Source organism: Campylobacter fetus subsp. fetus (assembly GCF_900475935.1).
Taxonomy (GTDB): domain Bacteria; phylum Campylobacterota; class Campylobacteria; order Campylobacterales; family Campylobacteraceae; genus Campylobacter; species Campylobacter fetus.
On record NZ_LS483431.1, the window covers coordinates 1,320,049 to 1,345,690 of the forward strand.

The window sequence follows — 25,642 nt, forward strand, 5'->3', positions numbered from 1 at the left end:
TTATTCCTCTAAAAAGCCTATTAAATCAGCTGCTTTTACTCTGTTACCAACCGAAACATTTAATTTTGTAGTAAGAGGTAAAAATAAGCTTACCCTTCCATCTAAAATAAACCCAAATCTTCTACCGGCTTTTAACTCTTTTGTTTTTTCAAGATGTATTTTTCTACTCATTGCGCCGGAGTTGATTCTTATGATAACTTGCTTATCTCCAACAGAGCATATATAAGCTATTCTATTATTTAATAGATTTTTATCTAAGCTAGTTGTCGCTAGATTTAGACCGTTTTTAGATTTAATCTCATCGACTTTTAAATTTGCTACAGCTCGCAATACTCCAGAATCAAAAATAGAGTTTTTTATAACAACTTCGGTATATAAAACACCATTATAACTACTTTTTCTTATATCTTCGATAACGCCGTCTATAGGAGATAATATGGCGTCCATACTCTCCACATTAGGAAGTCTTTCTGGGTTTCTATATATAAACACTACAAAAATCAGCAAAATAGCAGATAGAAATATAAAAGTATCAAATAAGAGTGATAATAGAAATATGACTCCAAACAAACCGATACTGCAATATCCATACTTACTTATCACTCTTAAATTATCCATAGCTATTCCTTATCTTTTGCTTTTTTTATATCGCTATTACCGTCTTCTTCGACTATTAAACGGCTTGGAATATTGTTTTCTTCTTCATAACTTCTGATAATCTCTCTAACCTTTGAGCCTTCTATAGTCTCTTCTTCGTATAAAGAATCAACCATCTTTTCTATAGCTCCGCGATAAAGCTCAAGAGTGGCCACTACGGCATTAAATCTTTCATTTAAAAAGTTTTTTACATACTCATCTAGTTTATGGGCCATATCATCGCTATAATCTTTTAAAGTTTGCCCACCATTTAAAAATACGTTTCTTTGCTTTTCAAGCACCATAAGACCTGCAACATCTGTCATTCCATACATAGAAACCATAGCTTTTATGATATCTGTTGCTCGCTCTAGATCATTGCTAGCTCCCGTACTTATCTCTTTTATAAACACATGCTCTGCCGCGCGACCTCCTAAAAGAACATCAACTTTTGCGATAAGCTCGTGTTTTTGCATTAAAAATTTATTCTCTTCTGGAGCATTTAGCGTATATCCAAGAGCTGCAATTCCCCTTGGTATAACCGAAACTTTAGTAACTTTATCTGCACCTTTTGTAGTTTCAGCGATAAGAGCGTGACCGCACTCATGATAAGTAACTATCTTTTTCTCTTTTGGATTTATACGGCGAGATTTTTTCTCAAGTCCCGCGATAGCTCTCTCAACGGCTTCTATAAGATCTTGTTGTTCAATATACTCTTTGCTAGCACGACCTGCTAAAAGGGCTGCTTCATTTATGATATTTGCTAGATCAGCGCCTGCAAGTCCAGCAGTTAAACGACCTATATCATCCATATTTACGTTATTAGCAAGTTTTACCTCTTTACTATGAACCTTTAATATATCCACACGACCTTTAAAATCAGGTTTATCAACTAAAACTTGTCTATCGAAACGTCCTGGACGAAGGAGAGCGGCATCTAAAACCTCAGGTCTGTTTGTAGCTGCTAAAACTATAACCGGACTTTTATCACTATCAAATCCATCCATCTCAGCCAAAAGTTGATTTAGAGTTTGCTCTCTCTCGTCATTCCCGCCCATCATGGCTCCAGCTGCTCTGCTTTTTCCTATAGCATCTATTTCATCTATAAATACGATAGCAGGAGCTTCTTTTTTCGCATTTTCAAATAAATCTCTGACTCTACTAGCTCCAACTCCTACAAACATCTCTATAAAGCTTGATCCAGAAACTGAGAAAAAAGGAACATCAGCTTCACCGGCAACCGCTTTTGCAAGAAGAGTTTTACCGGTTCCTGGAGGTCCTACTAAAAGTACGCCTTTAGGAATTTTTGCACCAAGTCTTATATATCTATCTGGATTTTTTAAGAAATCAACTATTTCTTTAACCTCTTCTTTTGCCTCTTCGACTCCGGCTACATCATTAAATTTAACCTTTGGTCTCTCGCTGTTTACAAGCTTTTTACTGCTACCCATTCCAAGTATTCCACCGCCCATATTTTTTTGCATTCTGCTAGCAAGAAACATCCAAATTCCAAAAAATATAAATATAGGAATTACCCATGAAAACAGCATATCGCTAAGCCAGTTTGTCTCATTATAAGCTCCGTAGCTTACTCCTTCACTCTCAAGAAGCGGAACAAGCGTCTGGTCATTTACTTTCTTTGCTACATAAGTTACACCATTTCCGGTGGCTTTTATAGTAGTCTGTCCTATTACTACATTATTTATCTGCTTTGATTTTATAAGCTGTTTTAACTCCGAATATGTAATATTTTTAGAACTAGTACTATCTCCGAATTCGTTCATACCGTCTGGGTTAAAACTTCTAAATACGACAACTATTATTATTGCAAAAATCGCAAAAACCATAATAGGATTTTTGTTAAAAAAGTTTCCGTTATTATTATTTTGCCCGTTTTTATTCTCATTATTTTCCATTTTTATCCTTATTTTTGAATATAAAACTCTCCCACTCATTTTGAGTGATATTCCAAACAAGCTCTAAATCCCCAAAAGCCTGTAAGATTCTATCTTTGTATTTTGTTAATATACCAGATAATATCAGATATCCATTATTATTTACATGCATTTTTAGATCTTTAGAAAGTAGTAAAATCACATCAGCTATGATATTTGCCACTACAACATCATATCTGCCATTAGAGTCTGTGATAGAACCGGTCCATATGTTATTAAATTTAATACCGTTTTTTCTTGCATTATCAGTGCTGCTTAAAACAGCTTGTTCATCGGTATCGCAAGCATCTACCGCGAGTCCTAATTTTGCTAAAGCTATACTTAAAATTCCGCTCCCGCAGCCCACATCTAAAGCTATCTTGCACTCTTTTAAATTTATATATTTACTAATCAAATTTAAGCAGGAGCTTGTGCTTTCATGATGACCAGAGCCAAATGCAAGAGCAGGATCTATAATTATATCTATAAAACCATCTTTTTGTTCTTCCCAGCTAGGTCTTATATAGAATTTACCGGAGGATACAGGCTTAATGCCTTTTTTATACTCATTGATCCAATCTATATTATCTTTGATCTCTAAGCTGGTGGATATATCAGATCCGATTCGTCCAGCAAATTCCTCTAAACCCCAGGATATATTGCTTAGATCGTCTTCATCTCTTAGTATAAAGCCGTTTTCTATCTCTTCTATGCAAGTAGCGCCTAGTTCAAACGCAAACTCTTTTAGAACATCGCTTTTACGGCTTAAAACTTTTAGTTCAAAAAACTTTTCTTTCATTAATTAAGAACGTCTTCAAGTTTTTCTTTAAGTACTTGCGGAGTAAATGGCTTAACTATATAGTTATTAACTCCGGCTTTTAACGCCGTAATAACCTCAGCCTTACCGCCTTCGGTAGTTACCATTATAATAGGCATATTTTCGTATTTTTGTTCGGCCCTTACTTTTTTTACAAGTTCCAAGCCATTCATTTCAGGCATATTCCAATCTGTGATTAAAACGCCTATATCTGGATTTTGTTCCAAAAGACCCCATGCTTCAAGCCCGTGCTCAGCCTCTAATATATCTTTATGACCAAGCCTCTGGAGAGTATTTTTAATAATTCTTCTCATAGTAGAGCTATCATCAACAACCAATAACTTCACTAATCATCCTTTCTCAAATTTCTATTATTCTATCAGAATTTAGTTTTAAAAAAACTTTAACAGAATTAAAAATTAGACTTAAAAGCTTCTTTTAAATCTAATTTACCCTCATAATACGCTTTTCCTACTATCACTCCTGCAATATTACCATTTAGTTTTAAACATTTTATATCATTTATATCTTTAACGCCGCCGCTCGCTATAGTATCGATACCGCTAGCCTTTGCTATAGAAGCGCTAAATTCCACATTTACGCCATTAAGCATACCGTCTCTACTTATATCAGTAGCGATGATGGCTTCAACTCCTGCATCTGCATATAGTTTTGCAAGGTTAGAGGCTTGCATCTTACTTACATTTGCCCAGCCTTCTATAGCTACAAATCCATCTATAGCGTCTATGCCTACTACTACTCTATAATTTTTTGCTACTTCTTTTACAAATTCGGGATTTTTCAGAGCGATTGAACCTAATATAATACGGCTGACTCCAGAATTCAAATAGCTTTTTATACGCTCTTTTGTCCTTATACCGCCACCTACTTCTACTTGTAAATTTGTAGTAGAAACTATCTTTTCAATAGTTTTTAAATTTATAGCATCTCCGGCAAATGCGCCGTCTAAATCAACTATATGCAACCATTTAGCACCCAAATCTTCAAATTCTTTAGCTAATTCCCAAGGTTTATCTGAGTAGATCTTAGCAGTTTGCATATCACCTTTAGTGAGTCTTACTGCTTTACTCTGTTTTAAATCAATAGCGGGTATTATCTCCATTACAACTCCACAAAATTTTTTATAATCTTAAGCCCGTTTTCATGTGATTTTTCAGGATGAGGCTGAAATCCAAAAACATTATCTTTACAAACTGCACTCACAAACTCGTATCCATAAGTAGTAACAGCCAAAACAGACTCATCATCACAAACAGCGTGATATGAATGCACAAAATAGAGATAAGAACTCTTTGGCAAACCTCTGTTTATACTGCATTCTTTTTTAAATTCGCAGCTATTCCACCCTATGTGGGGAACTTTTAGATGCTTATTAAATTTACTCTCATCAAATTTAATAACATCACCTTTTATAACTCCAAGTCCTTTATGCTCACCAAACTCAAATCCTCGCTCAAATAAAAGCTGCATTCCAAGACATATACCAAGAAACGGCTTACCGCTTTTTATAAACTCCAAAATACCATCTTCCAAGCCATTTGCTCTTAGTTTTTGCATAGCGACTCCATACGCTCCTACTCCTGGAAGTATAAGTTTATCATATTTTTTTAAATTATCACCAAAACTAATCAATTCACTTTTTGAACCTATATACTCAAAAGCATTTTTTACACTTTTTATATTTCCTGCACCATAGTCAATAATCCCTATCAAAGCTGCTCCTTTTTAGCACCCAAAGATATAGGCTTAAAGCTACCATGAGCATGGCGACACCGCCTATTAAATATATAGCATATACTACTCCGCTAGGATTTGTAATTGCAAATTTAAAAACAAGCATTAACGACTCTATCGCAAGTGCTATGATGATACTTCCTATAAATCTCACCATAGTCTTGCTACCACCGTTATTATCGTGATTTGATCGACCTAAAACCTCGGCTTCAAATATAGCTTTCACCAGATCAAATATAGCCAAAGCAAGTGTCAAAACTATGGTAGATTCAAATACTTCGCTTATATTAATATCATGAAAACTTTTTAGCACAAAACCTTTTATACCGTGTATGAAAAGTACAACGGCAACTATAAATAAAGCAAGTGAAAATATAGAATATACTAATTTACTAAATTTACCGAATAATCCGTCGACGGAACTTGGATGAACAAGTTTTAAGATATCAACAAGGCTTATATCCATGCAAGCTATATATTTAAGCTCGTCTTTATCGTCATAAACCGGCATAGAAGCGGTCACGCAAAGTCCGTTTGTAAGGCTTGAAGGATATGGATCAGTTAGTACGCAGCGTTTTTCTCTAACTGCTCTGTAATAATATGCTTTATTACTTCTGTTATCGCCTTTTCCTATCATCTTTTTTGAGTCTAAACTTATATTGTTTTCTATTTGAACGCCGTTTTTATCAAGTATATAAAATGCTTCAAAATACTCTATTTCATGAGCTATTTTATCAAAGCCGTCTTTTACCAAAGATAGATTAACTCCAGGCAAGTTATTTGGTATATTCCTATCAAAAAGATAACACAAATAAGCTCTTGCTTTATACCTTATATCGCTAAATTCTTGAATCTCTTTTATAAGCATTTTAATCCTTATTTAATGAATGATGAAACTCTGGAACTATATTTTTTAGCTCTGTTTCTATTAACGTTTCATCTTCTAAATTTATAAGTTTATTTATCTGCGAATTGAGTAGATTTAGATCATACTCTCCGGATTTTGTCACAAAAATACTCTCAAATTTAGTAGCCGCGTCATCCGGATCTATGAGTAGCTCTTCATAAAGTTTTTCTCCGGGACGAAGTCCGACAAATTTGATACCGAGCTCCTCTTTACCGCTTAATTTCAACATTCTTGCCGCAAGGTCTGCTATTTTAACCGGTTCTCCCATATTTAAAACAAAAAGCTCACCGCCATCGGCAATACTCGCTGCTTGTAGCACAAGCTGACAGGCTTCGCTAACTAACATAAAATATCTTGTGATATCTGGATGAGTTACGCTTAGGGGCTCGTTTGCCGCTATTTGAGCTTTAAATTTAGGTATAACGCTACCGCTGCTACCTAAAACATTACCAAAACGAACTGCCACTATCTCGGTTTTGCCGCTTTCATTTGAATTTAAAGCGTACAACTCACAAACACGTTTTGTCGTTCCCATTATATTTGTAGGTCGTACTGCCTTATCGGTAGAGATAAGCACGACTCTTTTTGTTCCGTATTTTTTTGAGAGATCGACAACGTTTTTTGTACCTAAAATATTGTTTTGAACTGCACTTATAGGATTAAACTCACAAAGCGGAACATGTTTATACGCAGCTGCGTGTATAACAATATCTGGCTTAAATTTAGCAAATATCTCTTCAAACTCTTTTAAATGCATTATATTTAACATTACAAGCTTGTTTCTCATATCACTTTTCGTAGCTTCGTTTATCTGATATAGATTATACTCGCTATGCTCAACCATTATAAGATTTTTGCAGCCATATTTCAAACACTGCTTACAAATTTCACTTCCTATAGTTCCACCGGCTCCGGTCACCATAACAACCTTACCGCCGATAAACTTCTCAACAACCTTGCTATCTAAATCTTTTGGCTTTCTAGCAAGCAAATCCTCAATACTAATATCGGTAATACCCTCTTTTTTTCCGTCAAGCAAAGAGAATATCTTGATATCTTTAAAACCTATCTCATCAAGCTCGTCATAAAGCTCTTTAAGCTCATTTGGACGCAGTTTTAAAGCTATAATCGCGGTTTTTACGCCATCTTCTACATAATTTTTTAATTCGCTTTTATTTCCTACTAAAAATCCATCACAATAAGTTCCTACCACATCGCTTCTGCCATCTACTATCCCAGTAGCATAGTAATCCGCATATCCGCTTTTTAATCCTTTTAATACCTGCAAAGTTTTACTAGTGCTTCCTATAATAACACAAGGTTCGCCATTATGTGATTTTTTAAAATCCAAAAATATACGTTTTACTATTCTTAAACTTCCAACCATCAAAGCCGATAAAATAGCGTCTATTATGATAACGCTTCTTGGAAATGGGTTAAAAAACTCATCGTAAGATATAAAAATAGTATAAAATATTCCGGCAGATAGTATAGTAACTAAAAATATTTTTCTAGCTTCATTTAGTCCAAAAAACCTCCAGGGAACTTTATAAAGACGAAAAATCCACATTAAAACTAATTTAGACGATACTAAAATAATTCCGCCATATATCATTCCTCGCTCAAATATCTCAGGTATTTCTCCACTAAATCTAAGCAAAAATGCAAAATATATACTGAGACAAAATATAATAGTATCAAATATTAGAAAAAATATAGTACGCCTATTTTTTGTAGCTCTTAATATCAAAGCGATTTCCTTACTATACCTGCTACTTTGCCGATCATATCATCGCTCATATCAGCTCCGCTTGGCAAACATATACCTCTATTAAAATAATTTTCGCTAGTTCCATCAACAACTCTTAAAGTATCTTTAAACACAGGCTGCATATGCATAGGTTTCCAAAGCGGTCTGCTTTCTATATCATTTTTATTTAATGCTTCTATAACTTTTAAATGCGCATTTTTCTCTTTGAAAAGCAAAGTCGTAAGCCAACGATTTCCTCTTGAGTTTGCGACCTCAGGCATAAACTCACAACAATCCTCTAACAAATTTTTATAAATTTCAAAAATCTTTCTTTTTCTTTTTACCCTGCTAGCCAAAACTTCCATTTGACCAAAGCCTATAGCGCCTAAAACATTGCTAAGTCTGTAGTTATATCCATAATCCAAATGCTCGTAATGCAAAAGCGGTTCTCTTGCTTGAGTACTTAGATATCTAGCTTTAGCGACTAAATTTTCGTCATTTGAAATCAGCATTCCCCCGCCGCTTGTCGTAATGATTTTATTGCCATTAAAACTATAAACTCCAATATCGCCTAAAGTTCCAAGAGCTTTATCTTCATAAAATCCTCCAAGAGCCTCAGCAGCATCTTCGATAACTTTTATATCTTCATTTTTACAAATTTCAAGTATCTCGTTCATCTTTGCAGCTTGTCCGTAAAGATGAGTTACTATAAGAGCCTTCGGTTTTTTAGGTGCATTTTTTATCGCCTCTTTAAGCAGTTTTGGGCTTAAATTCCAACTCTCATCACAGTCTATAAACATAGGAATGCATCTCTCATACATTATAGGATTTACGCTAGCCGCAAACGTAAAAGATGAAGCTAAAACCACATCCGCATCTTTAACGCCTATAACTCTAAGAGCCAAATGCAATCCTGCGGTTCCAGAGTTCAACGCTAGAGCAGATTTAGCACCGCTATAGTTTTTTATACTATCTTCAAATTTATTTACATATTCGCCAAGAGGGGCTATATAATTGCTTTTAAAAACTTCTTTAACATACTTTTCTTCATTACCGCCCATAAATGGAGGGCTCAAAAAAACACGTGCCATAAAACACTTCCTTTAATTTTTTGTGTATTTTATCAAAGATAGCATAAACTGAAGTTAAAACATGAACTATTTTCTCTAATATTATATAAATTTAAAAATATAAAAAATAACTAAATAAGAATTAAGAATATCGGTATTTGTTAGTTTGTTATATGTTTTTATATATTAAATATATATTTTAAATAGTATATATTTTTAAAGTATAATTCAAACATCAATCTATAAAAAAAAGGAAAAGCAATGAAAACTTTGATCATTTTATCGCACCCAGATATAGAAAACGGAGTTTTTAACAAAAAACTAAGAAACGAAGTTCTAAAAAACACCTCAGACGTACAAATACACGAACTTTACAAAGTCTATACAGGATTTGATTTCGATATAAAAAAAGAGCAAAAACTTTTAGAAAGCTATGAGAAAATTATTTTCCAATTTCCGCTATATTGGTACTCTTGTCCTTCTTTACTTAAAAAATACTTTGATGACATTTTTGAGCATGGTTGGGCATATGGAAGCAACGCAGATAAATTAAAAGGTAAAATTTTCGGGCTATGCATAAGCGCTGGCGGAAGCAAACAAGACTTTGATAAAAGCGGCGAAGTAGGATTTAGCATGGAAGAGATATTAACTCCTTTTAAAGCTACTGCTAAATTTGTCGGAGCTAAATTTATAAACTCTTTCATAACTTTTGAAGTAGAGCCTCAAATGAGTGAAGAAAAATTAAAAACTCGAGCAAAAGAGTATTTAGAATATCTTAAAAAATAGTTCTTATACTTAAATTTACAACATCAAAAAAAACAGTTCTAAAGTATAAATTCCCAATATCTATTGTGAATTTATACATAATATAATTTATAAAAAATAATCTTAAAAAGATTTTAAATTAATGTTGATTAAATGTGAAATTTAAAGATGGTGGTTAGAGGCAGAATCGAACTGCCGACACGCAGATTTTCAGTCTGCTGCTCTACCGACTGAGCTATCCAACCACCTAAAAAAGAAGTGTTATTATATTTATTTAATACTTAAAAATAGCTAAAAAGATGTAAAAATATTTAAATTTAACGATTAAATTTAAATATCAAAGGGAATTTACATATTTTTTAAACATATCTCCGCGTTCAGCGTAACTTTTAAACTGATCCAAGCTTGCGCAAGCCGGACTTAAAAGCCCTATTTCATCTGTTTTCATAACGGTATTTATGTTTTCTACGGCTTTGTTCAAAAACTCACAATTTATACATTTAATACCAAATTTATCTGCTAAGAAGACTATTTTACCTGCATTTGAACCGATCGCATAAATAGTAGCGCTCATACCTCTTAGCTCATCAAATAAAGGATCTAAACTCACGCCTTTATCATCTCCACCAAGAATTATATGAAGTTTATCATTTTTATAACGTTTTAAAGCTTGTAATGCCGCGTCGATATTTGTAGCTTTTGTATCATCCACCCAAAGCCTACCCAATCTGTCTCTAAACTCCTCAAGCTTATGAGCTTCTATTTGAAATTTATTTAAAAGCTCATAGCTAACTTTACTAAAAATTATATTTTCAACACACAAAGCCAAAAGAGCATCTATCAAAAACGGGGTTTTAAACGAAATATTGCTTAAATCAATATCAAATTGACTTGCTAAATCCTCTTCGCTTTCATACCCTATGATTTTAGCACAAGAGCTTATATCTGCGTATTTTTTAGGAATAATAGCCACGCTTCCTTCTCGCATCATACTAAGTGGTTTAAGTTTTGCTTTTTCATACTCCTCCATAGAACCGTGCCAACTTAAATGATCAGGAGTTATAGGCAGCAAAACATAGATATCGGGCTTTGCAAATTTAGTATAATGAATAGTAAAAGAGCTGGTTTCTAAAACCCAAACTTTAGCTTTTAAATTTAAAAGATCAGCAAGCGGAGTTCCGACATTTCCGCCCATAACGCAACCTCTATCTTCTAAAAGCCACTCGGTCATCTTTGTAGTTGTAGTTTTACCATTAGTTCCGCTAATCCAGATTGATTTTGGTGTATCGTTTATAAAATAATCATATTCGCTTATTAAATTTAAAGCCGATTTCACTAGATCATGGTTGCGCGGAAATCCGGGGCTTGGAATTTCTAAAGAGCTATTTTGAGCTTTAAATTTACTAGGATTTAAAAGCCTATTGCCAAACTCGTCGAGACTATCATCTTTAAAGCTATCATCATAAATATCCCAACCGCCGCTTTTAGATATCGCTTTTGTTGTTTTCCCATAACCAAATAGTGATCTTCTCATAATTTACCTTAATTTTAAAGCAATTAACGCTATTAAATTTGCCAAAAGAGCTATCATCCAAAATCTAACAATAATCTTATTTTCACTCCACCCTTTTATCTCAAAATGATGATGAATTGGCGCCATTAAAAATATCCGTTTTTTGCGTATTTTAAAACTACTTACTTGCAATATAACAGATAAGGTTTCCATCACAAAAACAAATCCTATTACTATAAGTAAAATCTCATTTTTAGTTACTATGCCCATATATCCTATAAACGCGCCTACGCTAAGACTGCCGCTATCGCCCATAAAAACTTCGGCAGGATAGCAATTAAACCATAAAAATCCAAGTAAAGCACCTATAAGAGCAGTAACTAAAATCAGTAACTCGCCTACTCCTACAAATTTAGGTAAAAGCAGATATGAACTATAAACTGCATTTCCCATCAAATAAGCAAAAACACCTAATGTAACAAGTCCAAATATCGAAGGAACAGTCGCTAAACCGTCCAAACCGTCAGTCAAATTTACGGCATTTGAAGCTGAAATTATCACAAGAGCCCAAAATAAAATTATGAAATAACCCATATCAAAAATAGAATATTTATAAAAAGGAATATAAAAAAGTGAGTCTAAATCAGTAAAAAAAAGCAGCAAACAAGCACAAATAATACCTATAATCCACTGCAAAATAAACTTAATTTTAGCATGCAATCCGGCGTGATTTTTTGCGCCCAAAATTTTACCTCTATCATCAATATATCCAAGCAGACTAAAGCTAGCAAGTACGAGAATTCCTATAAGAACAAAATTATTATCTAATTTAGCACTAAAAAGCGTAGCAAAAATAGCACAAAGTACGAATACTACGCCGCCCATTGTCGGTATTTTATTTTTTTTCTTATGATTTTGCGGTGCTAATTCATAGATAGGCTGATTTGCATTTTTAGCCTTTGCCCACAATATAAATTTAGACATAAAATATACAGTCAAAACAAAAGCCAAAAAGAAGCTAATACCAGCTCTAACAGTGATATAACTAAAGAAATTTATCCCAAAAAGTTCATAAAAATAATAAAACACATTAAGCCCTTATATAAAAGTCAAAATTATACAAAAGCATTGATAAAAGTAAGTTAAAATTTAGAAATAATTGATAGAATTACACAAAGGATTTTTGTATGAATAAAAAATGCATATTAGTGATAACAGATGGTATAGGTTATAATAAAAGTAGTGATTTTAACGCATTTGCCGCGGCAAAAAAACCGACTTATGACTGGTTGTTTAAAAATGCACCTATGAACTATATAAAAACAAGCGGACTTGCCGTTGGACTTCCTGATGGACAGATGGGAAATAGCGAAGTTGGACATATGACGATAGGAAGTGGAAGAATACTATATCAAAATTTAGTTAAAATCGATAAAGCTATAGACGATGGAAGCTTAGAAAAAAATGAAGTTCTTCTAAATTTAATTAAAAAAGTAAAAAGAGTACATATCATCGGTCTTTATAGTGATGGAGGAGTTCATTCTCATCTTAAACATTTTGATGTTATATGCAATATCTGCAAGCAAAACGGTAAAGAGACTTTTGCTCACGCCATAACAGACGGAAGAGACGTTAGTCCCACTTCTGGACTAGGTTTTATAAAAGAATTAGAATCCAAGTTCAAAATCGCCTCTATAAGCGGTAGATTTTACGCTATGGATAGAGACAAACGCTGGGAAAGAGTAAATAAAGCGTATCAAGTTATCTCTCAAAACTCAAATTTGCAAAACATAACACCAACACAATATATACAAAACTCATATAATAATAAGATTTTTGATGAGTTTATAGAACCAGCTAGCTTTAGCGATTTTGGCGGTATCAGGTCTGAAGACGGTATAATATTTGTAAATTTTAGAAACGATAGAGCAAGAGAGATCTGCTCTGCTCTTAGTATAAAAGATTTTAACGAATTTCAAAGAAAAAATATCTGCGAAAATCTTATAACAATGACAAATTACGACGATAAATTTAACTTTCCTATAATGTTTGAAAATGAAGAGATAAAAGACACTTTAGCAGAAATTATAGCTAGAAATAATCTTCGTCAATTACACACCGCAGAAACTGAAAAATACGCACATGTTACATTCTTTTTTAACGGCGGAAAAGAAGAGCTAGTGGAAAATGAAATTCGTGTTTTAATCCCTAGTCCAAAAGTAAAAACATACGATGAAAAACCGCAAATGAGTGCATACGAAGTCACTCAAGCTGTCATAAAAGCGATAAACGACGGAATTGATTTTATAGTCGTAAATTACGCAAACGGCGATATGGTAGGACACACAGGCGATTTTGACGCTGCTGTTAAAGCAGTAGAAGCGGTAGACGAATGTTTAGGATTAGTTATAAAAGCGGCAAAAAAAGAGGGTTACTCTTATATGCAAATAAGCGATCATGGAAACTGTGAAGCTATGCAAGACAAAAAAGGTGGAGTTTTAACTAATCATACGACTTTTGACGTATTTGCATTCATATTAGCAGATGGGGTTAATAAAGTAAATTCAGGCGGACTTAGTAATGTAGCTCCAACTATTTTAAAACTTATGAACATAAATATTCCAAAAGTTATGGATAAACCGTTAATATAATCAAATTTAAATAAAAGGAACAATATGAAATTCAGCGGAAAAAACGTCTTAGTCACAGGAGCTAGTCGAGGCATCGGAGCAGAAATCTGTAAAGTCCTGGCGGGATTTGGCTTAAAAGTATGGATAAACTATAGAAGTAAGCCAGAACTTGTGGACTCATTGAAAGACGAGATAGAAAAAAGCGGAGGAAAGGCGGCTGTTATTAAATTTGATGCGGCAAATGAAGATGAATTTATAGAAGCTATAAATTTAATAGTTCAAAGCGACTCAGAGTTAAGCTATCTTGTAAATAACGCCGGTATTACAAACGATAAATTAGCAATTAGAATGAAAACAGAAGAGTTCGTGTCTATTTTAGACGCAAATTTAAAAAGCGCGTTTATAGGTAGTAAAGAAGCCCTAAAGGTAATGAGTAAAAAACGTTTTGGAGCAGTTGTAAATGTCGCTTCTATAGTTGGAGAAATGGGAAATGCAGGACAAACAAACTACGCCGCAAGCAAAGGCGGTATGATAGCCATGAGTAAATCATTTGCCAAAGAAGGAGCTGCTAGAAACGTACGTTATAACTGTGTAGCGCCTGGATTTATACAAACCGATATGACTAATGTGCTATCTGAAGAAGTAAAATCAAACTATATAGCAAATATACCTCTAAAAAGGCTAGGAGAAGCAAAAGAAGTCGCAAATAGCGTTGCTTTTTTGCTTAGTGATTACTCAAGCTATATTACCGGGGATGTTCTTAAGATTAATGGCGGTTTATATATGTAGCAAACTTTAAGCAAAAATATAGTACTATTTTGCACATTTTTATTTATTAGGAGAAAAATTATGGCAGTATTTGATGAAGTTAAAGATGTAGTTGTAGAGCAATTAAGTGTTGCCCCAGACGCGGTTAAAATGGAATCAAAAATCATAGAGGATCTAGGTGCTGATTCACTTGATGTTGTTGAGCTTGTTATGGCTTTAGAAGAGAAATTCGAAGTAGAGATTCCAGATAGCGAAGCTGAGAAATTAATAAGCATATCTGATGTTGTAAATTATATAGATGGTCTAAAAAAATAAATTTCAACAAGGAGAGTAGCATTGAAAAGAGTCGTAGTAACTGGTATGGGTATGGTAAATGCGCTAGGTCTTGATAAAGAGACATCTTTTAAAAATATTTGCGATGGTAAAACCGGAGTTAAAAAGATAACCTTATTTGATGCTACCGATTTTCCTGTTCAGATAGCTGCACAAATAGATGACTTTGATCCAGCTACTGTTATGGAAGCAAAAGAGATAAAAAAGGCGGATAGATTCATACATCTTGGCTTGAAAGCAGCAAATGAAGCTATAAACGACGCAAATTTAAGTGAATTTGACCCGAATGAATTTGGTGTTAGCTCGGCTGCTGGTATAGGCGGACTCCCAAATATTGAAAAAAACTCAAACATATGTTTTGAAAAAGGTCCTAAAAGAATCTCGCCATTTTTTATCCCATCCTCACTTGTAAATATGCTTGGCGGTTTAGTTAGCATAAACCACAATCTAAAAGGTCCAAATTTATCAAGCGTTACAGCGTGTGCAGCCTCAACTCACGCTTTATGCGAAGCCGCAAAAAGTATTATGATAGGCGAAGCTAAAGCTATGCTCGTTGTTGGTGCAGAATCTGCAATATGCCCTGTTGGTATCGGAGGATTTGCCGCTATGAAAGCGTTATCTACTAGAAATGATGACCCTGAGCATGCTTCACGTCCTTTTGATAAAGATAGAGATGGATTTGTAATGGGAGAGGGAGCCGGTGCCTTAGTTCTTGAAGAGTATGAAAGCGCATTATCTCGCGGAGCTAAAATTTATGCCGAAATAATTGGATTTGGAGAAACTGGAGACGCACATCATATAACAAGTCCTAGTCAAGACGGTCCGGAACGTGCTATGAAAAAAGCTCTATCAATGGCTGAAAATATAAAAATCGATTACGTAAATGCTCATGGTACTTCAACATATGCAAACGATACAAATGAAACTAATGCCTTAAAAGCAATATTTGGCTCAAATATTCCTCCTGTTAGCTCAACAAAAGGTCAAATCGGCCATTGTCTAGGAGCTGCTGGAGCTATAGAAGCTGTTATATCTATAATGGCTCTTCAAAATAGTATTATCCCGCCTACCATAAACCAGATAGAACAAGATGATGAATGCGATCTGGATTATGTTCCAAATATAGCTAGAAAAGCTGAGCTAAAAACAGCTATGAGCAACTCTTTTGGCTTTGGTGGAACAAACGGCTCCGTAATATTTAAAAAGTTGGAAAAATAATGGCTAGCTACCTCGACTTTGAGAAAGGCATAAAACAGATAGATGATGATATAGCAAACGCAAAAATAAGAGGCGACGAACATGCCGTAGAAATTTTAAGAAAAAATTTAGAAAAAGAAATAACAAAAACATATAAAAATTTAAATGAATTCCAAAGATTAAATTTAGCAAGACATCCCGATCGTCCATATGCTCTTGATTATATCAGAGCATTATTAAAAGATGGCTATGAAATACACGGCGATAGAGCATTTCGCGATGATCCTTCTATAGTATGCTATATCGGATATATAGGCGGTAAAAGAGTTATAGTTATAGCAGAACAAAAAGGAAGAGGCACAAAATATAAAATAATGAGAAATTTCGGTATGCCTCACCCTGAAGGGTATAGAAAAGCATTAAGAATCGCTAGATTAGCAGAAAAATTTGAAATACCTATTATATTTCTTATAGATACTCCAGGAGCATACCCAGGAGTAGGAGCTGAAGAGCGTGGTCAAAGTGAAGCGATAGCTAGAAATTTATTTGAATTTAGCGAGTTAAAAACTAGAACAATAGCCGTTGTTATAGGTGAAGGCGGAAGTGGCGGAGCACTTGCTATAGGAGTTGCCGATAGATTGGCTATGATGAAAAACTCGGTATTTTCAGTTATATCTCCTGAGGGATGCGCTGCCATATTATGGAATGATCCATCAAAAAATGAAGCTGCAACAAAAGCGATGAAAATTACCGCAGATGACTTAAAAGAGCTGCAACTTATAGATGATGTAATAGATGAGCCTGTTATGGGCGCTCATAGAGACAAAGAAGGAGCCATAAAAGCTCTTGGTGAATATATATTAAAACAGTTAGATGAATTAGAAAAAAAAGATATTAATGATGTAGTAAAAAATCGTATAGAAAAGATACTATCTGTTGGAGCTTATGCTTAGATTTGCAACGGTTTAACAACCATTGCAAACCAATCTTATTTTATATTTTGTGCTTTTTTACAGCTCTCTTTATCGCCGCTATGACAAGCTCTTATGTAAATATCTTTAGCTATTTCAAGATTTTTATCCATGCCTTTTCCAGATTCAAACATATAAGCTAACCTTAAACAAGCCGGTAAATATTGAAATTTAGCACAAGTATAATCATAGGCTCTAGCAGCTGTTTTAAAATCCAATTTATCATAAAAGTAATCGCCCAAATCTTTACAACTGGCTTGAATTCCCGATTTGCACTCTTTATCTAATTTTTCTATTTTAGAATCTTGGCTAACGCTAAGTGTTTTAGACTCTACCTGTTTTTGAGCTGAAGCTTGTGCACAACCTGCTATGAAGAAACAAGCACCGATCAAAGCAGTAACTTTCATGATATTCATCTTTTACCTTTTAAATTTGACTAAACAAATCGTTTATAGCTTCGCTTATACTAGGATGCGTAAAAATCTGGCTTTTAAACTTAGAAGCTTTGATTTTATTCTCCATGGCTAAGCTAAACATATTTATTATCTCGTTCGCATTTTTGCAATGCAGCGTGATACCAAGTATTTCATCGCTATTTTTATCCACAATGGCTTTCATAAAACCAGTATCGTGAGCTAGAACTTTTGCCATAGGCACAGAGCTCAAATTTACTTTTGCTATCTTTAACTCATGCTTTGATAGCTCCTTTTCACTTTTGCCAACTTGACTAAGCTCGGTATCCATAAAAGTCGTAGTAGCCCACACGCTTCTATTAGCAGAGCTGCGAGTTTTATCACCAAATATATGATTAAACACTATACGATAATCATCAAGGCTGATATAAGTAAATTCCGGTCCGCCTTTACAATCTCCAACAGCATAAATATGAGGTATTGTAGTTTGAAGATGATCATTGACAAGCACTTCACATTTATCACCAACTGCTATATTAGCATTTTGTAAAGACAACTCATCTATCGCCGGAGTTCTACCAAATGCGGCTAAAAATGCATCTGCTTTTATATTTTTACTTATACCGTTTTGATTAAAACTAAGAGTATCGCCATCAAGTCTTTCAAATTTACTACCAAGGATAATTTCTATGCCTTGAGCCTGCAAAGCCTCTTTTACGCTACTTGAAGTATCATTGTCAAGGTCGGGTAAAAACTCGTTTTTTCTTGCCATAATAGTTACTTTTGAACCAAAATTTGCAAACATAGAAGCAAACTCAAGCCCTATAAATCCCATACCTAAAACAATTAAATGCTTAGGTAGTGTTTTTAAATTTAAAATAGCTGTAGAAGTATAAATTTGATTTGATTTAACTTCAAACGGAATATCTTTCTCCTTGCTTCCGGTATTTATCACAATTATAGGAGCGCTTAGCTCTTCACCGTCTGCTAAAATAGTATTTTCATCTTTAAATTTAGCAGTAGCTTTTATGAGCGTTACATTTGGATTGTCGTTTAACATACCATAGTTTTTAGCTCTAAGCGCACTTACAAGTGTATCTTTAGCCTCCATAGACTTGCAAAAATACTCATTTCTATCGCTGAAAAACTTAGCATCTTTGCTAAGAGTAACTAGCTTTTTAGTTGGAATGCAACCTATATTTATACAAGTTCCTCCGTACATTTTATCGCTTTTTTCTATCAAAGCGACTTTTTTTCCAAGCGTTGCGGCTTTAGCTGCTAAAGTTTTTCCGGCCTTACCAAATCCGATAATTATCAAATCATACTTCACGACTCTCCTTTACGCACGGCTTAGGATATAATATGTCTCCTTACCGTTTAGTTTTTTGATTTTGAACTTGTATTTTAACGCCCATTCGTTAACCATATCATTGAAGGTTTGTTTAACTTCATCATCGTTTGATTCACATTTAATCTTAAAAACATCTTCGCTATTTGATATAGCGACGAAAGAAGTATATATTTTTAATTTTTCATTTAAATTTAAAATATGAGAAATTTCATTCTCATCAAAGTCGCAAGCAGACAAAATTCTTTTAACCTGCTCTAGCAAAGCACTATTTACGTTATACCCAAGACCAGTTAAAACTAGATCTAAGCTCATTTTTTCTCCTTATTTTAGTTTGATTTATTAAATTTATATATGAAACTACTCTTTGTTTGCGCTACTTTTTTGGCTTATAAGTACTGATTCTATTATCTTTTTTATATCGCCATCGAGTATAGCGTCTGTTTGGCTGTACGCCTCGCCGCTTCTAGTGTCTTTGACTTGCTGATACGGAAAAAGTACGTATGAGCGTATCTGATGACCCCAGCCGATTTCACTTTTTTCTATGGCGTTATTTGCTTCTTGCTGCTTCATAAGCTCAAATTCGTAAAGTCTTGATTTTAACATTTTCATAGCCGTAGCTTTGTTTTTATGCTGACTTCTGTCGTTTTGGCACTGCACAACGATACCTGTTGGTATATGAGTTATACGCACCGCACTTTCTGTTTTATTTACGTGCTGCCCACCTGCTCCACTAGCTCTGTAATAATCCAATCTAAGGTCTTTTTCTTCTATTTCTATAGCTATATCATCATCAACTTCAGGGCTTACCATTACGCTTGAAAAGCTTGTATGACGGCGTCCTGCACTATCAAACGGGCTAGTTCTAACAAGGCGGTGGACACCATTTTCAGCTTTTAGATACCCATAAGCATTCTCGCCTTTTACGATAAAGCTTACATCTTTTAGTCCCGCTTCATCACCTTCTTGAAAGTCTAAAGTTTCAACTTTAAATCCCTCTCTCTCACAAAATCTCAAATACATCCTATAAAGCATACTTGCCCAGTCATTGCTCTCAGTTCCTCCGGCTCCTGGATGGATGCTTACTATAGCGTTTTTACTGTCGTCTTCTCCGCTAAGCATCATAGAAATTTCTAAATTCGTTATCTTATTTTCAAGATTTTGTGCATCTTCAAAAAGCGAATTTATAGTTTGCTCATCATCTTCGGCATTTGCTAATTCATAAAGCTCATAAGCATCACTTATTGCACTTTTTACGTTTTTAAATTTGCAAAGCATATTTGAAATTTTAGTTTTTTCTTTTCCTATTTCACCGGCTTTTTTGATATCATTCCAAAACTCAGGTCTGTTTTCTATATCTTCTATCTCTTTAAGTCTTATTTCTATATCTTGAGGTTTTATAACACGACTTATATTTTGAACTTTAGTATTTAATTTTTTTAAAAGTTCTGTATATTCGTAACTATCCAAATTATATCCTTAATTTTTTCGTAATTTTATCAAATTTTTCGTTAAAATTTGGTTATGAGATTTTAGTTGTAAAACTCAGTACGCATATGATAACTAAACTATAAATATCACATTTTAGAAAAATTATGATAAAATATTAGATTAAAAATTCTTACAAAGAGTAATTCAAAAATGCAAATATTAAAAAGTGTTAGCGAACTTTTAGAATTTCGCAATAACTGCGGCGGCAGTGTAGGTTTTGTACCTACTATGGGTGCTTTACATAACGGTCATGCAACGCTTATAAAAAATTCGGTTTCGCAAAACGACGATACGATAGTAAGCGTATTTGTAAATCCTACGCAATTTTTACCCGGAGAGGATCTAGAAAAATATCCAAGAAATCAAAGCGGAGATATAAAAATATGTGAATTGTGCGGAGCAAGCGCGCTGTTTTTTCCAAATGCAGATGAAATATACAGTAAAGACGAACCGCTCATAATCGCTCCAAAACGTATATCCACCATACTTGAGGGCGCTACTAGACCGGGTCATTTTGATGGCGTATGTATGGTTTTAAACAAATTATTTAATCTTGTATCTCCGACTAGAGCGTATTTTGGTAAAAAAGATTCTCAGCAGCTAGTAATTGTACAAAATATGGTAAAAAGATTTTTTTTAAATTTAGAAATAGTACCTTGTGATATAGTAAGAGAAAGCGACGGATTGGCACTTTCAAGCAGAAATAGTTATCTAAACGACGACGAACTTTGCTATGCTTTAAAGTTATCAAGATCCCTTATGAGAGCTTCAAATTTAATAAAAGCAAACGAGCTAAACTCAAATATCATAAAATCATCTATGAGTGAGTGCTTAGAGCCGTTAAAAGTCGATTATATCGCTGTTGTAGATAGAAATTTCGAACCGATAGAAAATGTAGAGATAGGAAATAGCATAATTTTGGTCGCTGCATATGTTGGTAAAACCAGATTAATAGATAATATATGGATATAATATGCCAAATTTATACTTAGTTTCATTAGGATGCAATAAAAATCTAGTCGATAGCGAGATAATGCTAGGACGTCTTAGCTCATATAATATAGTAGATAAACCAAATAATGCGGATGTAATGATAGTGAATACTTGTGGATTTATAGAGAGCGCAAAAGAAGAGAGCGTAAGGACTATACTAGAACTAGCAAGTTATAAAAAAGAAAATAGCGTATTGGTAGTCACAGGTTGTCTTATGCAAAGATATCGCGACGAGCTTATGAAAGAACTTCCAGAAGTAGATATATTTACAGGAGTGGGCGACTATGCTAGCATAGATGAAATGATACTAAAAAAGCAAAATCTGTTTAGTCCTGGTGTTTATCTGCAAAAAAGCGACACAAAACGCGTTATAACCGGCTCTAGCTATCATGCATATATAAAAATAGCCGAAGGCTGCAATCAAAAATGTAGTTTTTGTGCCATACCCACTTTCAAAGGCAAACTAAAAAGCAGAGATATAAACAGCATAATCAAAGAAGTAAAAGAGCTAACAAAAGACGGATATAGCGACTTTAGCTTCATCGCACAAGATACTAGCTCATTTTTAAGAGACGCAGGGATAAATGATGGGCTCATAAAGCTCATAGATGAAGTAGAAAAGATAGAAGCAGTAAAATCTGCTAGAATTCTCTACTTATATCCAACAACTGCGAGTATGGAGCTTATAGATAAAATTATAGCTTCGCCTAAATTCGTAAATTATTTTGATATGCCTATCCAACATATAAATGACGATATGTTAAAGATAATGAGGCGAGGAAGTTCAAAAGAGCGCTTAAAAGAGCTTTTAACAAAGATGAGAGCAGCGCCTAAAAGCTTTTTGCGAACAGGAATTATAATAGGTCATCCGGGGGAGACTGGGGAGCGATTTGATGAGTTGTGCGATTTTTTAACCGAGTTCAAATTTGATAGGATATCGGCTTTTGCTTACTCTAAAGAAGAAGGTACTCTAGCTTATGAGATGGAGCAAATTCCTTCTAAAACCATAACAAAAAGACTAAATACGATAGAAAAAATTATAAAAAAACAGATAGAAGGTAGTTTCAAAAGTCTAGTAGGCGAGGTCATAAAAGTCCAGATAAACGGCTCAAGCAGCGAAGGAGAAATGTTTTTTGGAGCTAAAAGCATAATATGGGATAGAGAGATCGACGGCGAGATTCTCATAAATGACACTCAAATAAAAGATCCTAAAGTGGGCGAAATTTATGACTGCAAGATAAATGAATTTGTCAAAGACAAGCTTATCGGAGAGATTATTTGCAACTCTTAAATTTAGATAGTTTGCATCATAAAAAGTGCTTGTTAGCATTTTCATATGGAACCGACAGTACCGCACTTTTTCATATATTAAATGAGAAAAATATCGAGTTTGACTGCGCATTTATAAATTATAAAACCAGAGTGCAAAGTGACGAAGAAGAAGTTAGCGCAAAGGAACTTTGCTTAAAATTTAATAAAAATATTCATATAAAAATAGCACCTTTAAATTTAGAAAATGGCTCAAATTTTGAGAAAAAGGCACGCGATATTAGACATAAATTTTTTGATGAAATTTGTATTAAATTTAACTATGACACACTGATTTTAGCTCATCAGCTAAATGACTGCTTAGAGTGGCTATTTATGCAGCTTAGCAAAGGTTCTGGAACAGTGCAGTTATGTGGATTAGAGCCTACAAATACAAAAATAGCCGAATTTGAAAATATCAAAAAACAAATTAGCGTTATAAGACCGCTGATAAACGTAAGTAGAAATGAGATTATATCTTATTTAAAACAGAAAAATATCAACTACTTCACAGATATTTCAAATTTCGATTTTAAATTCAAAAGAAACTTTATAAGAGCAAATTTCAGTGATGCTTTTATAGAAAAATTTGAAAAAGGAGTTATAAAAAGCTTTGAGTTTTTAAGAGCAGATAGAACTGCGCTTTTAGGGGAGTTTATCTATGAAGACTCGGAGTTTTTTATCATAGAAAAAAGCATAAATTCTATAAATTTAGTAGATTTGGCTTGTAAAAAATTAGATGTTTTAATGAGCCAAAGCTCAAGAAAACAATGCTTAAAAAACGATTGCGTGATATCTCACAAAGTGTGTGTAACTTCTAATGAAACGAACTATTTCGTAGCACCGTTTATAAAGAAAAAAATGGATAAAAAATTCAAAGAAAAGTGTAGAGTTTTACGCATTCCTCCACTACTTCGCGGATATTTAAGTCAAAATCAACATCTTATGTCTCTTTTTGAGAAACATAAACCTTTATCTTAAAACTCGTATCTATCTTATCCCCGTTTCCCTTCATAGAGATAGGAAAATCAACCCTTATTATATTCTCGTATTCATTTATAAAATCTATAAAACTATAAAAATTTTGGGGGCTTTTTATAAGACCGGTGACATTTAATTCATATCTCAAAAAATGTTCGTTTTTATCTAACTGCGGAAGTTTATTTAACTTCACATTGCTAAAATATTTTCCGGCTCCAGTTACGAATTTCATCTCGTTAAAATGACTAACTATAGCTTCTAAAGGTCTTATATTTTTATCTTTTAAGCTTGTTAAATTTGCTAATTGACTGTTATATAATTGTTCTATTTTGTTTAAATTTATTATCTTATCATTGTTGATAATTTTTGCATTTTTATACTCTTTGATACTAGGTACTATAAAACCAAATATCATGATAATACAGCAAATTGCAAAAACTAATGCGTAAAATAGTAGTTTTACGATATCAATCTCTTCTAAGCTTCTATCTTTTCTCATTTTCGACCTCTAAATTATCCATTTTATTTATACTAACGAAGTTAAACCAACCATTTTCTAGCTGATAAAAAGTAGTACTTGAGCTATTAAAGATAGATTTTAATGGAGCTTCTAGTAGCAGCTTATAAACATCTTTTGTAGGAGTAAGTCCTTTGACGATAAGTGAGTTTGTATCAATATAAACATCATTTAACGTGATAGCATCTGGCACCAAATCAAATAGATTATGAAGACTTTTTTTTAGAATATTATTTGATGAATATATATCAAGAGCAGCATCTCTTTGCACCATAAGAGTCTTCATCTCGGATTTTAAATTTGAAATCTGTGCAAATATCTTGTCGTATCTGATTTGTTTTTCGTCGTTTTGTTTTTTAAGCGAATATGTTTCAAATTTAATAAATAAATCAGCGCATACCAAAGAAAAAGTTACTATCAAAATAGCAGCTATCCATATCTTAGAAAATATTGAAAATATCGGTTTTAATTTTGGTTTAATAAAGCTATAACTCATACATAAAGCTCTCTGATCATAATATCATTCATATCATTTTCAATATTTATCTCTTGTATATCGGCTTCTATCAAAAGCTCTGATTCAAGGATGCTTAAAAATGACTTTTCTAATTTCAAACCATCAAAAATCATTATATGCTCTATAAAATCGCTTCTATAAGCTTCATTTTTATAAAACTCCATAATCGCCAAACGTATATTATTTAAAAGCAAAGTTTCTCTACCGATATCTCTTACGCTATCTTCTAAATTTCTATTGATATCATTTATTTCAGAGCTTTGCAGATCTTCAAAAGACTCTTTTTTTGAACTATTTATAACGGAGCTTAAATCATCTAGTCCGTCTAATTCGTTTAGCTTATCTTCTTCTTTTTCTATAACATTGTCTATATCTGTAGTATCTTCTTTACTAAGCTCTTTTTCATCTACCAAATGACTACTGTCTTTTCTAGTATCAAAATATGCCGAAAATCTCATTTCTTTATTTTGAAATATCATCATAGTCATGCTATCTTCTATATTATAGATATATAGTATCAATTTATCTTTTATCATATTTCTTAAGATACTCTCATATAAGATAGAAAACGGGGAATATATAAGATCTGCATCAGCTCTATTTAGAGAACTATCAAAAGCTGCTATTTCACCTTTTGGGACTACAATAGACCAGTTATTATCCACAGCTACTATATCTACGCTATTGTATTGTATAGCAAATTTAGAAAAATCTTGCTTACTAACCGCAGGGATAGCCCACTGCTTTGGACTATTTAATAAAACAGATAGATATACCGAGTGGTACTCGCTTTCGCGCTTTTTTAAATATTCGTTAAATTTAATATCGACTCTACCATCTGTACAGTCAAATACGGCTTCTAAATTTTTTATAATTTTACCATTTTTAATGGCTCTAGCATATGTATAGCATTGATTATCTTTTATAACCGCACTTACATAAAGAGTTGATAAAAACTTTCTAATCCAAGAAGCCATACCTTGCCTTAAAATTTAATTACATATGTTATCAAATTTAGCATTAAAATT

The 25,642-nt window shown here is 33.5% G+C and carries 27 protein-coding genes and 1 tRNA gene; 9 read left to right on the plus strand and 19 right to left on the minus strand.

All coding sequences use genetic code 11. The annotated features are described in order from the left end of the window. The 9 genes from DQN38_RS06570 to pglE all read right to left on the minus strand — a co-directional run bounded on the left by DQN38_RS06570 (window position 1) and on the right by pglE (window position 8,890). On the minus strand, window positions 1-618 hold the full coding sequence (locus DQN38_RS06570) for a phosphatidylserine decarboxylase (protein ID WP_002850163.1): 618 nt from the start codon (window positions 616-618) through the stop codon (window positions 1-3). 2 nt (window positions 619-620) lie between these two features. Beyond that, the gene (gene ftsH, locus DQN38_RS06575; RefSeq protein WP_002850165.1) at window positions 621-2,552 is read right to left on the minus strand and encodes an ATP-dependent zinc metalloprotease FtsH; all 1,932 of its coding nucleotides are present in this window, start codon (window positions 2,550-2,552) and stop codon (window positions 621-623) included. Further along, entirely contained in the window at window positions 2,542-3,369 is an 828-nt protein-coding gene (locus DQN38_RS06580) for a 50S ribosomal protein L11 methyltransferase (RefSeq protein WP_065843742.1), read from the minus strand. Before DQN38_RS06580 ends, ftsH begins: the two co-directional genes overlap by 11 nt. Then, window positions 3,369-3,734 (minus strand): chemotaxis response regulator CheY, encoded by a 366-nt coding sequence (locus DQN38_RS06585; protein WP_002850168.1) that lies wholly within the window; start codon window positions 3,732-3,734, stop codon window positions 3,369-3,371. Before DQN38_RS06585 ends, DQN38_RS06580 begins: the two co-directional genes overlap by 1 nt. Window positions 3,735-3,799: 65 nt before the next feature. Then, a complete protein-coding gene (gene hisA / locus DQN38_RS06590; RefSeq protein WP_011732167.1) occupies window positions 3,800-4,510 on the minus strand; it encodes a 1-(5-phosphoribosyl)-5-[(5-phosphoribosylamino)methylideneamino]imidazole-4-carboxamide isomerase in 711 nt (236 codons plus the stop codon). After that, window positions 4,510-5,121: an imidazole glycerol phosphate synthase subunit HisH gene (gene hisH / locus DQN38_RS06595; protein WP_002850173.1), complete on the minus strand. Its 612-nt coding sequence runs from the start codon at window positions 5,119-5,121 to the stop codon at window positions 4,510-4,512. Before hisH ends, hisA begins: the two co-directional genes overlap by 1 nt. Continuing rightward, a complete protein-coding gene (locus tag DQN38_RS06600; RefSeq protein WP_002850175.1) occupies window positions 5,105-6,010 on the minus strand; it encodes a PDC sensor domain-containing protein in 906 nt (301 codons plus the stop codon). The genes hisH and DQN38_RS06600 overlap by 17 nt, the downstream gene beginning before the upstream one ends. A 1-nt stretch (window position 6,011) precedes the next feature. Beyond that, window positions 6,012-7,799, minus strand: coding sequence for a UDP-N-acetylglucosamine 4,6-dehydratase (configuration-retaining) (gene pglF, locus DQN38_RS06605; protein WP_111738225.1), 1,788 nt, complete (start codon window positions 7,797-7,799; stop codon window positions 6,012-6,014). Beyond that, window positions 7,796-8,890 carry a UDP-N-acetylbacillosamine transaminase gene (pglE, locus tag DQN38_RS06610; protein ID WP_011732168.1) on the minus strand — a complete coding sequence of 365 codons (1,095 nt, stop codon included), beginning with the start codon at window positions 8,888-8,890 and terminating at the stop codon, window positions 7,796-7,798. Before pglE ends, pglF begins: the two co-directional genes overlap by 4 nt. A 240-nt stretch (window positions 8,891-9,130) precedes the next feature. Between pglE and DQN38_RS06615 the strand changes: the two genes are divergently transcribed. Continuing rightward, entirely contained in the window at window positions 9,131-9,655 is a 525-nt protein-coding gene (locus DQN38_RS06615; protein ID WP_042960245.1) for an NAD(P)H-dependent oxidoreductase, read from the plus strand. Window positions 9,656-9,803: 148 nt separating this feature from the next. Here DQN38_RS06615 and DQN38_RS06620 read toward each other — a convergent pair. The 3 genes from DQN38_RS06620 to mraY all read right to left on the minus strand — a co-directional run bounded on the left by DQN38_RS06620 (window position 9,804) and on the right by mraY (window position 12,236). Continuing rightward, window positions 9,804-9,879: transfer RNA gene (locus tag DQN38_RS06620), tRNA-Phe, on the minus strand. Between the two features lie 92 nt (window positions 9,880-9,971). Further along, complete coding sequence (gene murD / locus DQN38_RS06625; RefSeq protein ID WP_065843741.1) at window positions 9,972-11,168, minus strand: UDP-N-acetylmuramoyl-L-alanine--D-glutamate ligase; 1,197 nt, start codon at window positions 11,166-11,168, stop codon at window positions 9,972-9,974. A gap of 3 nt (window positions 11,169-11,171) precedes the next feature. Next, window positions 11,172-12,236, minus strand: a complete 1,065-nt coding sequence (gene mraY / locus DQN38_RS06630) for a phospho-N-acetylmuramoyl-pentapeptide-transferase (RefSeq protein WP_111738226.1) — start codon at window positions 12,234-12,236, stop codon at window positions 11,172-11,174. A gap of 98 nt (window positions 12,237-12,334) precedes the next feature. On the opposite strand from mraY, the gene gpmI reads away from it, so the two are divergent. The 5 genes from gpmI to accA are packed head-to-tail and all read left to right on the plus strand — an operon-like array spanning window position 12,335 to window position 17,028. Then, window positions 12,335-13,798, plus strand: a complete 1,464-nt coding sequence (gene gpmI, locus DQN38_RS06635; protein ID WP_002850189.1) for a 2,3-bisphosphoglycerate-independent phosphoglycerate mutase — start codon at window positions 12,335-12,337, stop codon at window positions 13,796-13,798. A 24-nt stretch (window positions 13,799-13,822) separates the two neighbouring features. Beyond that, on the plus strand, window positions 13,823-14,566 hold the full coding sequence (gene fabG, locus DQN38_RS06640; RefSeq protein WP_065843740.1) for a 3-oxoacyl-ACP reductase FabG: 744 nt from the start codon (window positions 13,823-13,825) through the stop codon (window positions 14,564-14,566). A 60-nt stretch (window positions 14,567-14,626) separates the two neighbouring features. Continuing rightward, on the plus strand, window positions 14,627-14,860 hold the full coding sequence (acpP, locus tag DQN38_RS06645) for an acyl carrier protein (protein ID WP_002850193.1): 234 nt from the start codon (window positions 14,627-14,629) through the stop codon (window positions 14,858-14,860). A 21-nt stretch (window positions 14,861-14,881) separates the two neighbouring features. Further along, on the plus strand, window positions 14,882-16,096 hold the full coding sequence (locus DQN38_RS06650; protein ID WP_002850194.1) for a beta-ketoacyl-ACP synthase II: 1,215 nt from the start codon (window positions 14,882-14,884) through the stop codon (window positions 16,094-16,096). Beyond that, window positions 16,096-17,028 (plus strand): acetyl-CoA carboxylase carboxyl transferase subunit alpha, encoded by a 933-nt coding sequence (accA, locus tag DQN38_RS06655; protein ID WP_011732172.1) that lies wholly within the window; start codon window positions 16,096-16,098, stop codon window positions 17,026-17,028. Before DQN38_RS06650 ends, accA begins: the two co-directional genes overlap by 1 nt. Window positions 17,029-17,063: 35 nt before the next feature. On the opposite strand, the gene DQN38_RS06660 is transcribed toward accA, so the two are convergent. Genes DQN38_RS06660 through prfB form a run of 4 tightly spaced genes read right to left on the minus strand, consistent with a single transcriptional unit; the run spans window position 17,064 to window position 20,277 of the window. Beyond that, window positions 17,064-17,462 (minus strand): SEL1-like repeat protein, encoded by a 399-nt coding sequence (locus DQN38_RS06660; RefSeq protein WP_002850196.1) that lies wholly within the window; start codon window positions 17,460-17,462, stop codon window positions 17,064-17,066. A gap of 10 nt (window positions 17,463-17,472) precedes the next feature. Continuing rightward, window positions 17,473-18,789 carry a dihydrolipoyl dehydrogenase family protein gene (locus DQN38_RS06665; protein ID WP_065843739.1) on the minus strand — a complete coding sequence of 439 codons (1,317 nt, stop codon included), beginning with the start codon at window positions 18,787-18,789 and terminating at the stop codon, window positions 17,473-17,475. A gap of 9 nt (window positions 18,790-18,798) precedes the next feature. Beyond that, window positions 18,799-19,122 carry a hypothetical protein gene (locus DQN38_RS06670; RefSeq protein ID WP_011732173.1) on the minus strand — a complete coding sequence of 108 codons (324 nt, stop codon included), beginning with the start codon at window positions 19,120-19,122 and terminating at the stop codon, window positions 18,799-18,801. Between the two features lie 45 nt (window positions 19,123-19,167). Next, window positions 19,168-20,277: a peptide chain release factor 2 gene (gene prfB, locus DQN38_RS06675; RefSeq protein ID WP_002850199.1), complete on the minus strand. Its 1,110-nt coding sequence runs from the start codon at window positions 20,275-20,277 to the stop codon at window positions 19,168-19,170. Between the two features lie 171 nt (window positions 20,278-20,448). Between prfB and panC the strand changes: the two genes are divergently transcribed. From panC to tilS, 3 genes are read left to right on the plus strand one after another with little or no spacing between them, the layout of a single operon-like run. Next, window positions 20,449-21,270: a pantoate--beta-alanine ligase gene (gene panC / locus DQN38_RS06680; protein ID WP_002850200.1), complete on the plus strand. Its 822-nt coding sequence runs from the start codon at window positions 20,449-20,451 to the stop codon at window positions 21,268-21,270. Between the two features lies 1 nt (window position 21,271). Further along, window positions 21,272-22,582: a 30S ribosomal protein S12 methylthiotransferase RimO gene (rimO, locus tag DQN38_RS06685; protein WP_002850202.1), complete on the plus strand. Its 1,311-nt coding sequence runs from the start codon at window positions 21,272-21,274 to the stop codon at window positions 22,580-22,582. Further along, window positions 22,570-23,580 (plus strand): tRNA lysidine(34) synthetase TilS, encoded by a 1,011-nt coding sequence (tilS, locus tag DQN38_RS06690; protein WP_065843738.1) that lies wholly within the window; start codon window positions 22,570-22,572, stop codon window positions 23,578-23,580. Before rimO ends, tilS begins: the two co-directional genes overlap by 13 nt. Here tilS and DQN38_RS06695 read toward each other — a convergent pair. From DQN38_RS06695 to DQN38_RS06705, 3 genes are read right to left on the minus strand one after another with little or no spacing between them, the layout of a single operon-like run. Then, window positions 23,543-24,079 (minus strand): hypothetical protein, encoded by a 537-nt coding sequence (locus DQN38_RS06695; protein ID WP_002850205.1) that lies wholly within the window; start codon window positions 24,077-24,079, stop codon window positions 23,543-23,545. The two genes, tilS and DQN38_RS06695, sit on opposite strands and share 38 nt — an antisense overlap. Beyond that, entirely contained in the window at window positions 24,066-24,593 is a 528-nt protein-coding gene (locus tag DQN38_RS06700) for a hypothetical protein (RefSeq protein WP_011732176.1), read from the minus strand. The genes DQN38_RS06695 and DQN38_RS06700 overlap by 14 nt, the downstream gene beginning before the upstream one ends. Next, the gene (locus DQN38_RS06705) at window positions 24,590-25,591 is read right to left on the minus strand and encodes a DUF8569 domain-containing protein (protein WP_002850207.1); all 1,002 of its coding nucleotides are present in this window, start codon (window positions 25,589-25,591) and stop codon (window positions 24,590-24,592) included. The genes DQN38_RS06700 and DQN38_RS06705 overlap by 4 nt, the downstream gene beginning before the upstream one ends. Between the last annotated feature and the right edge of the window lie 51 nt (window positions 25,592-25,642).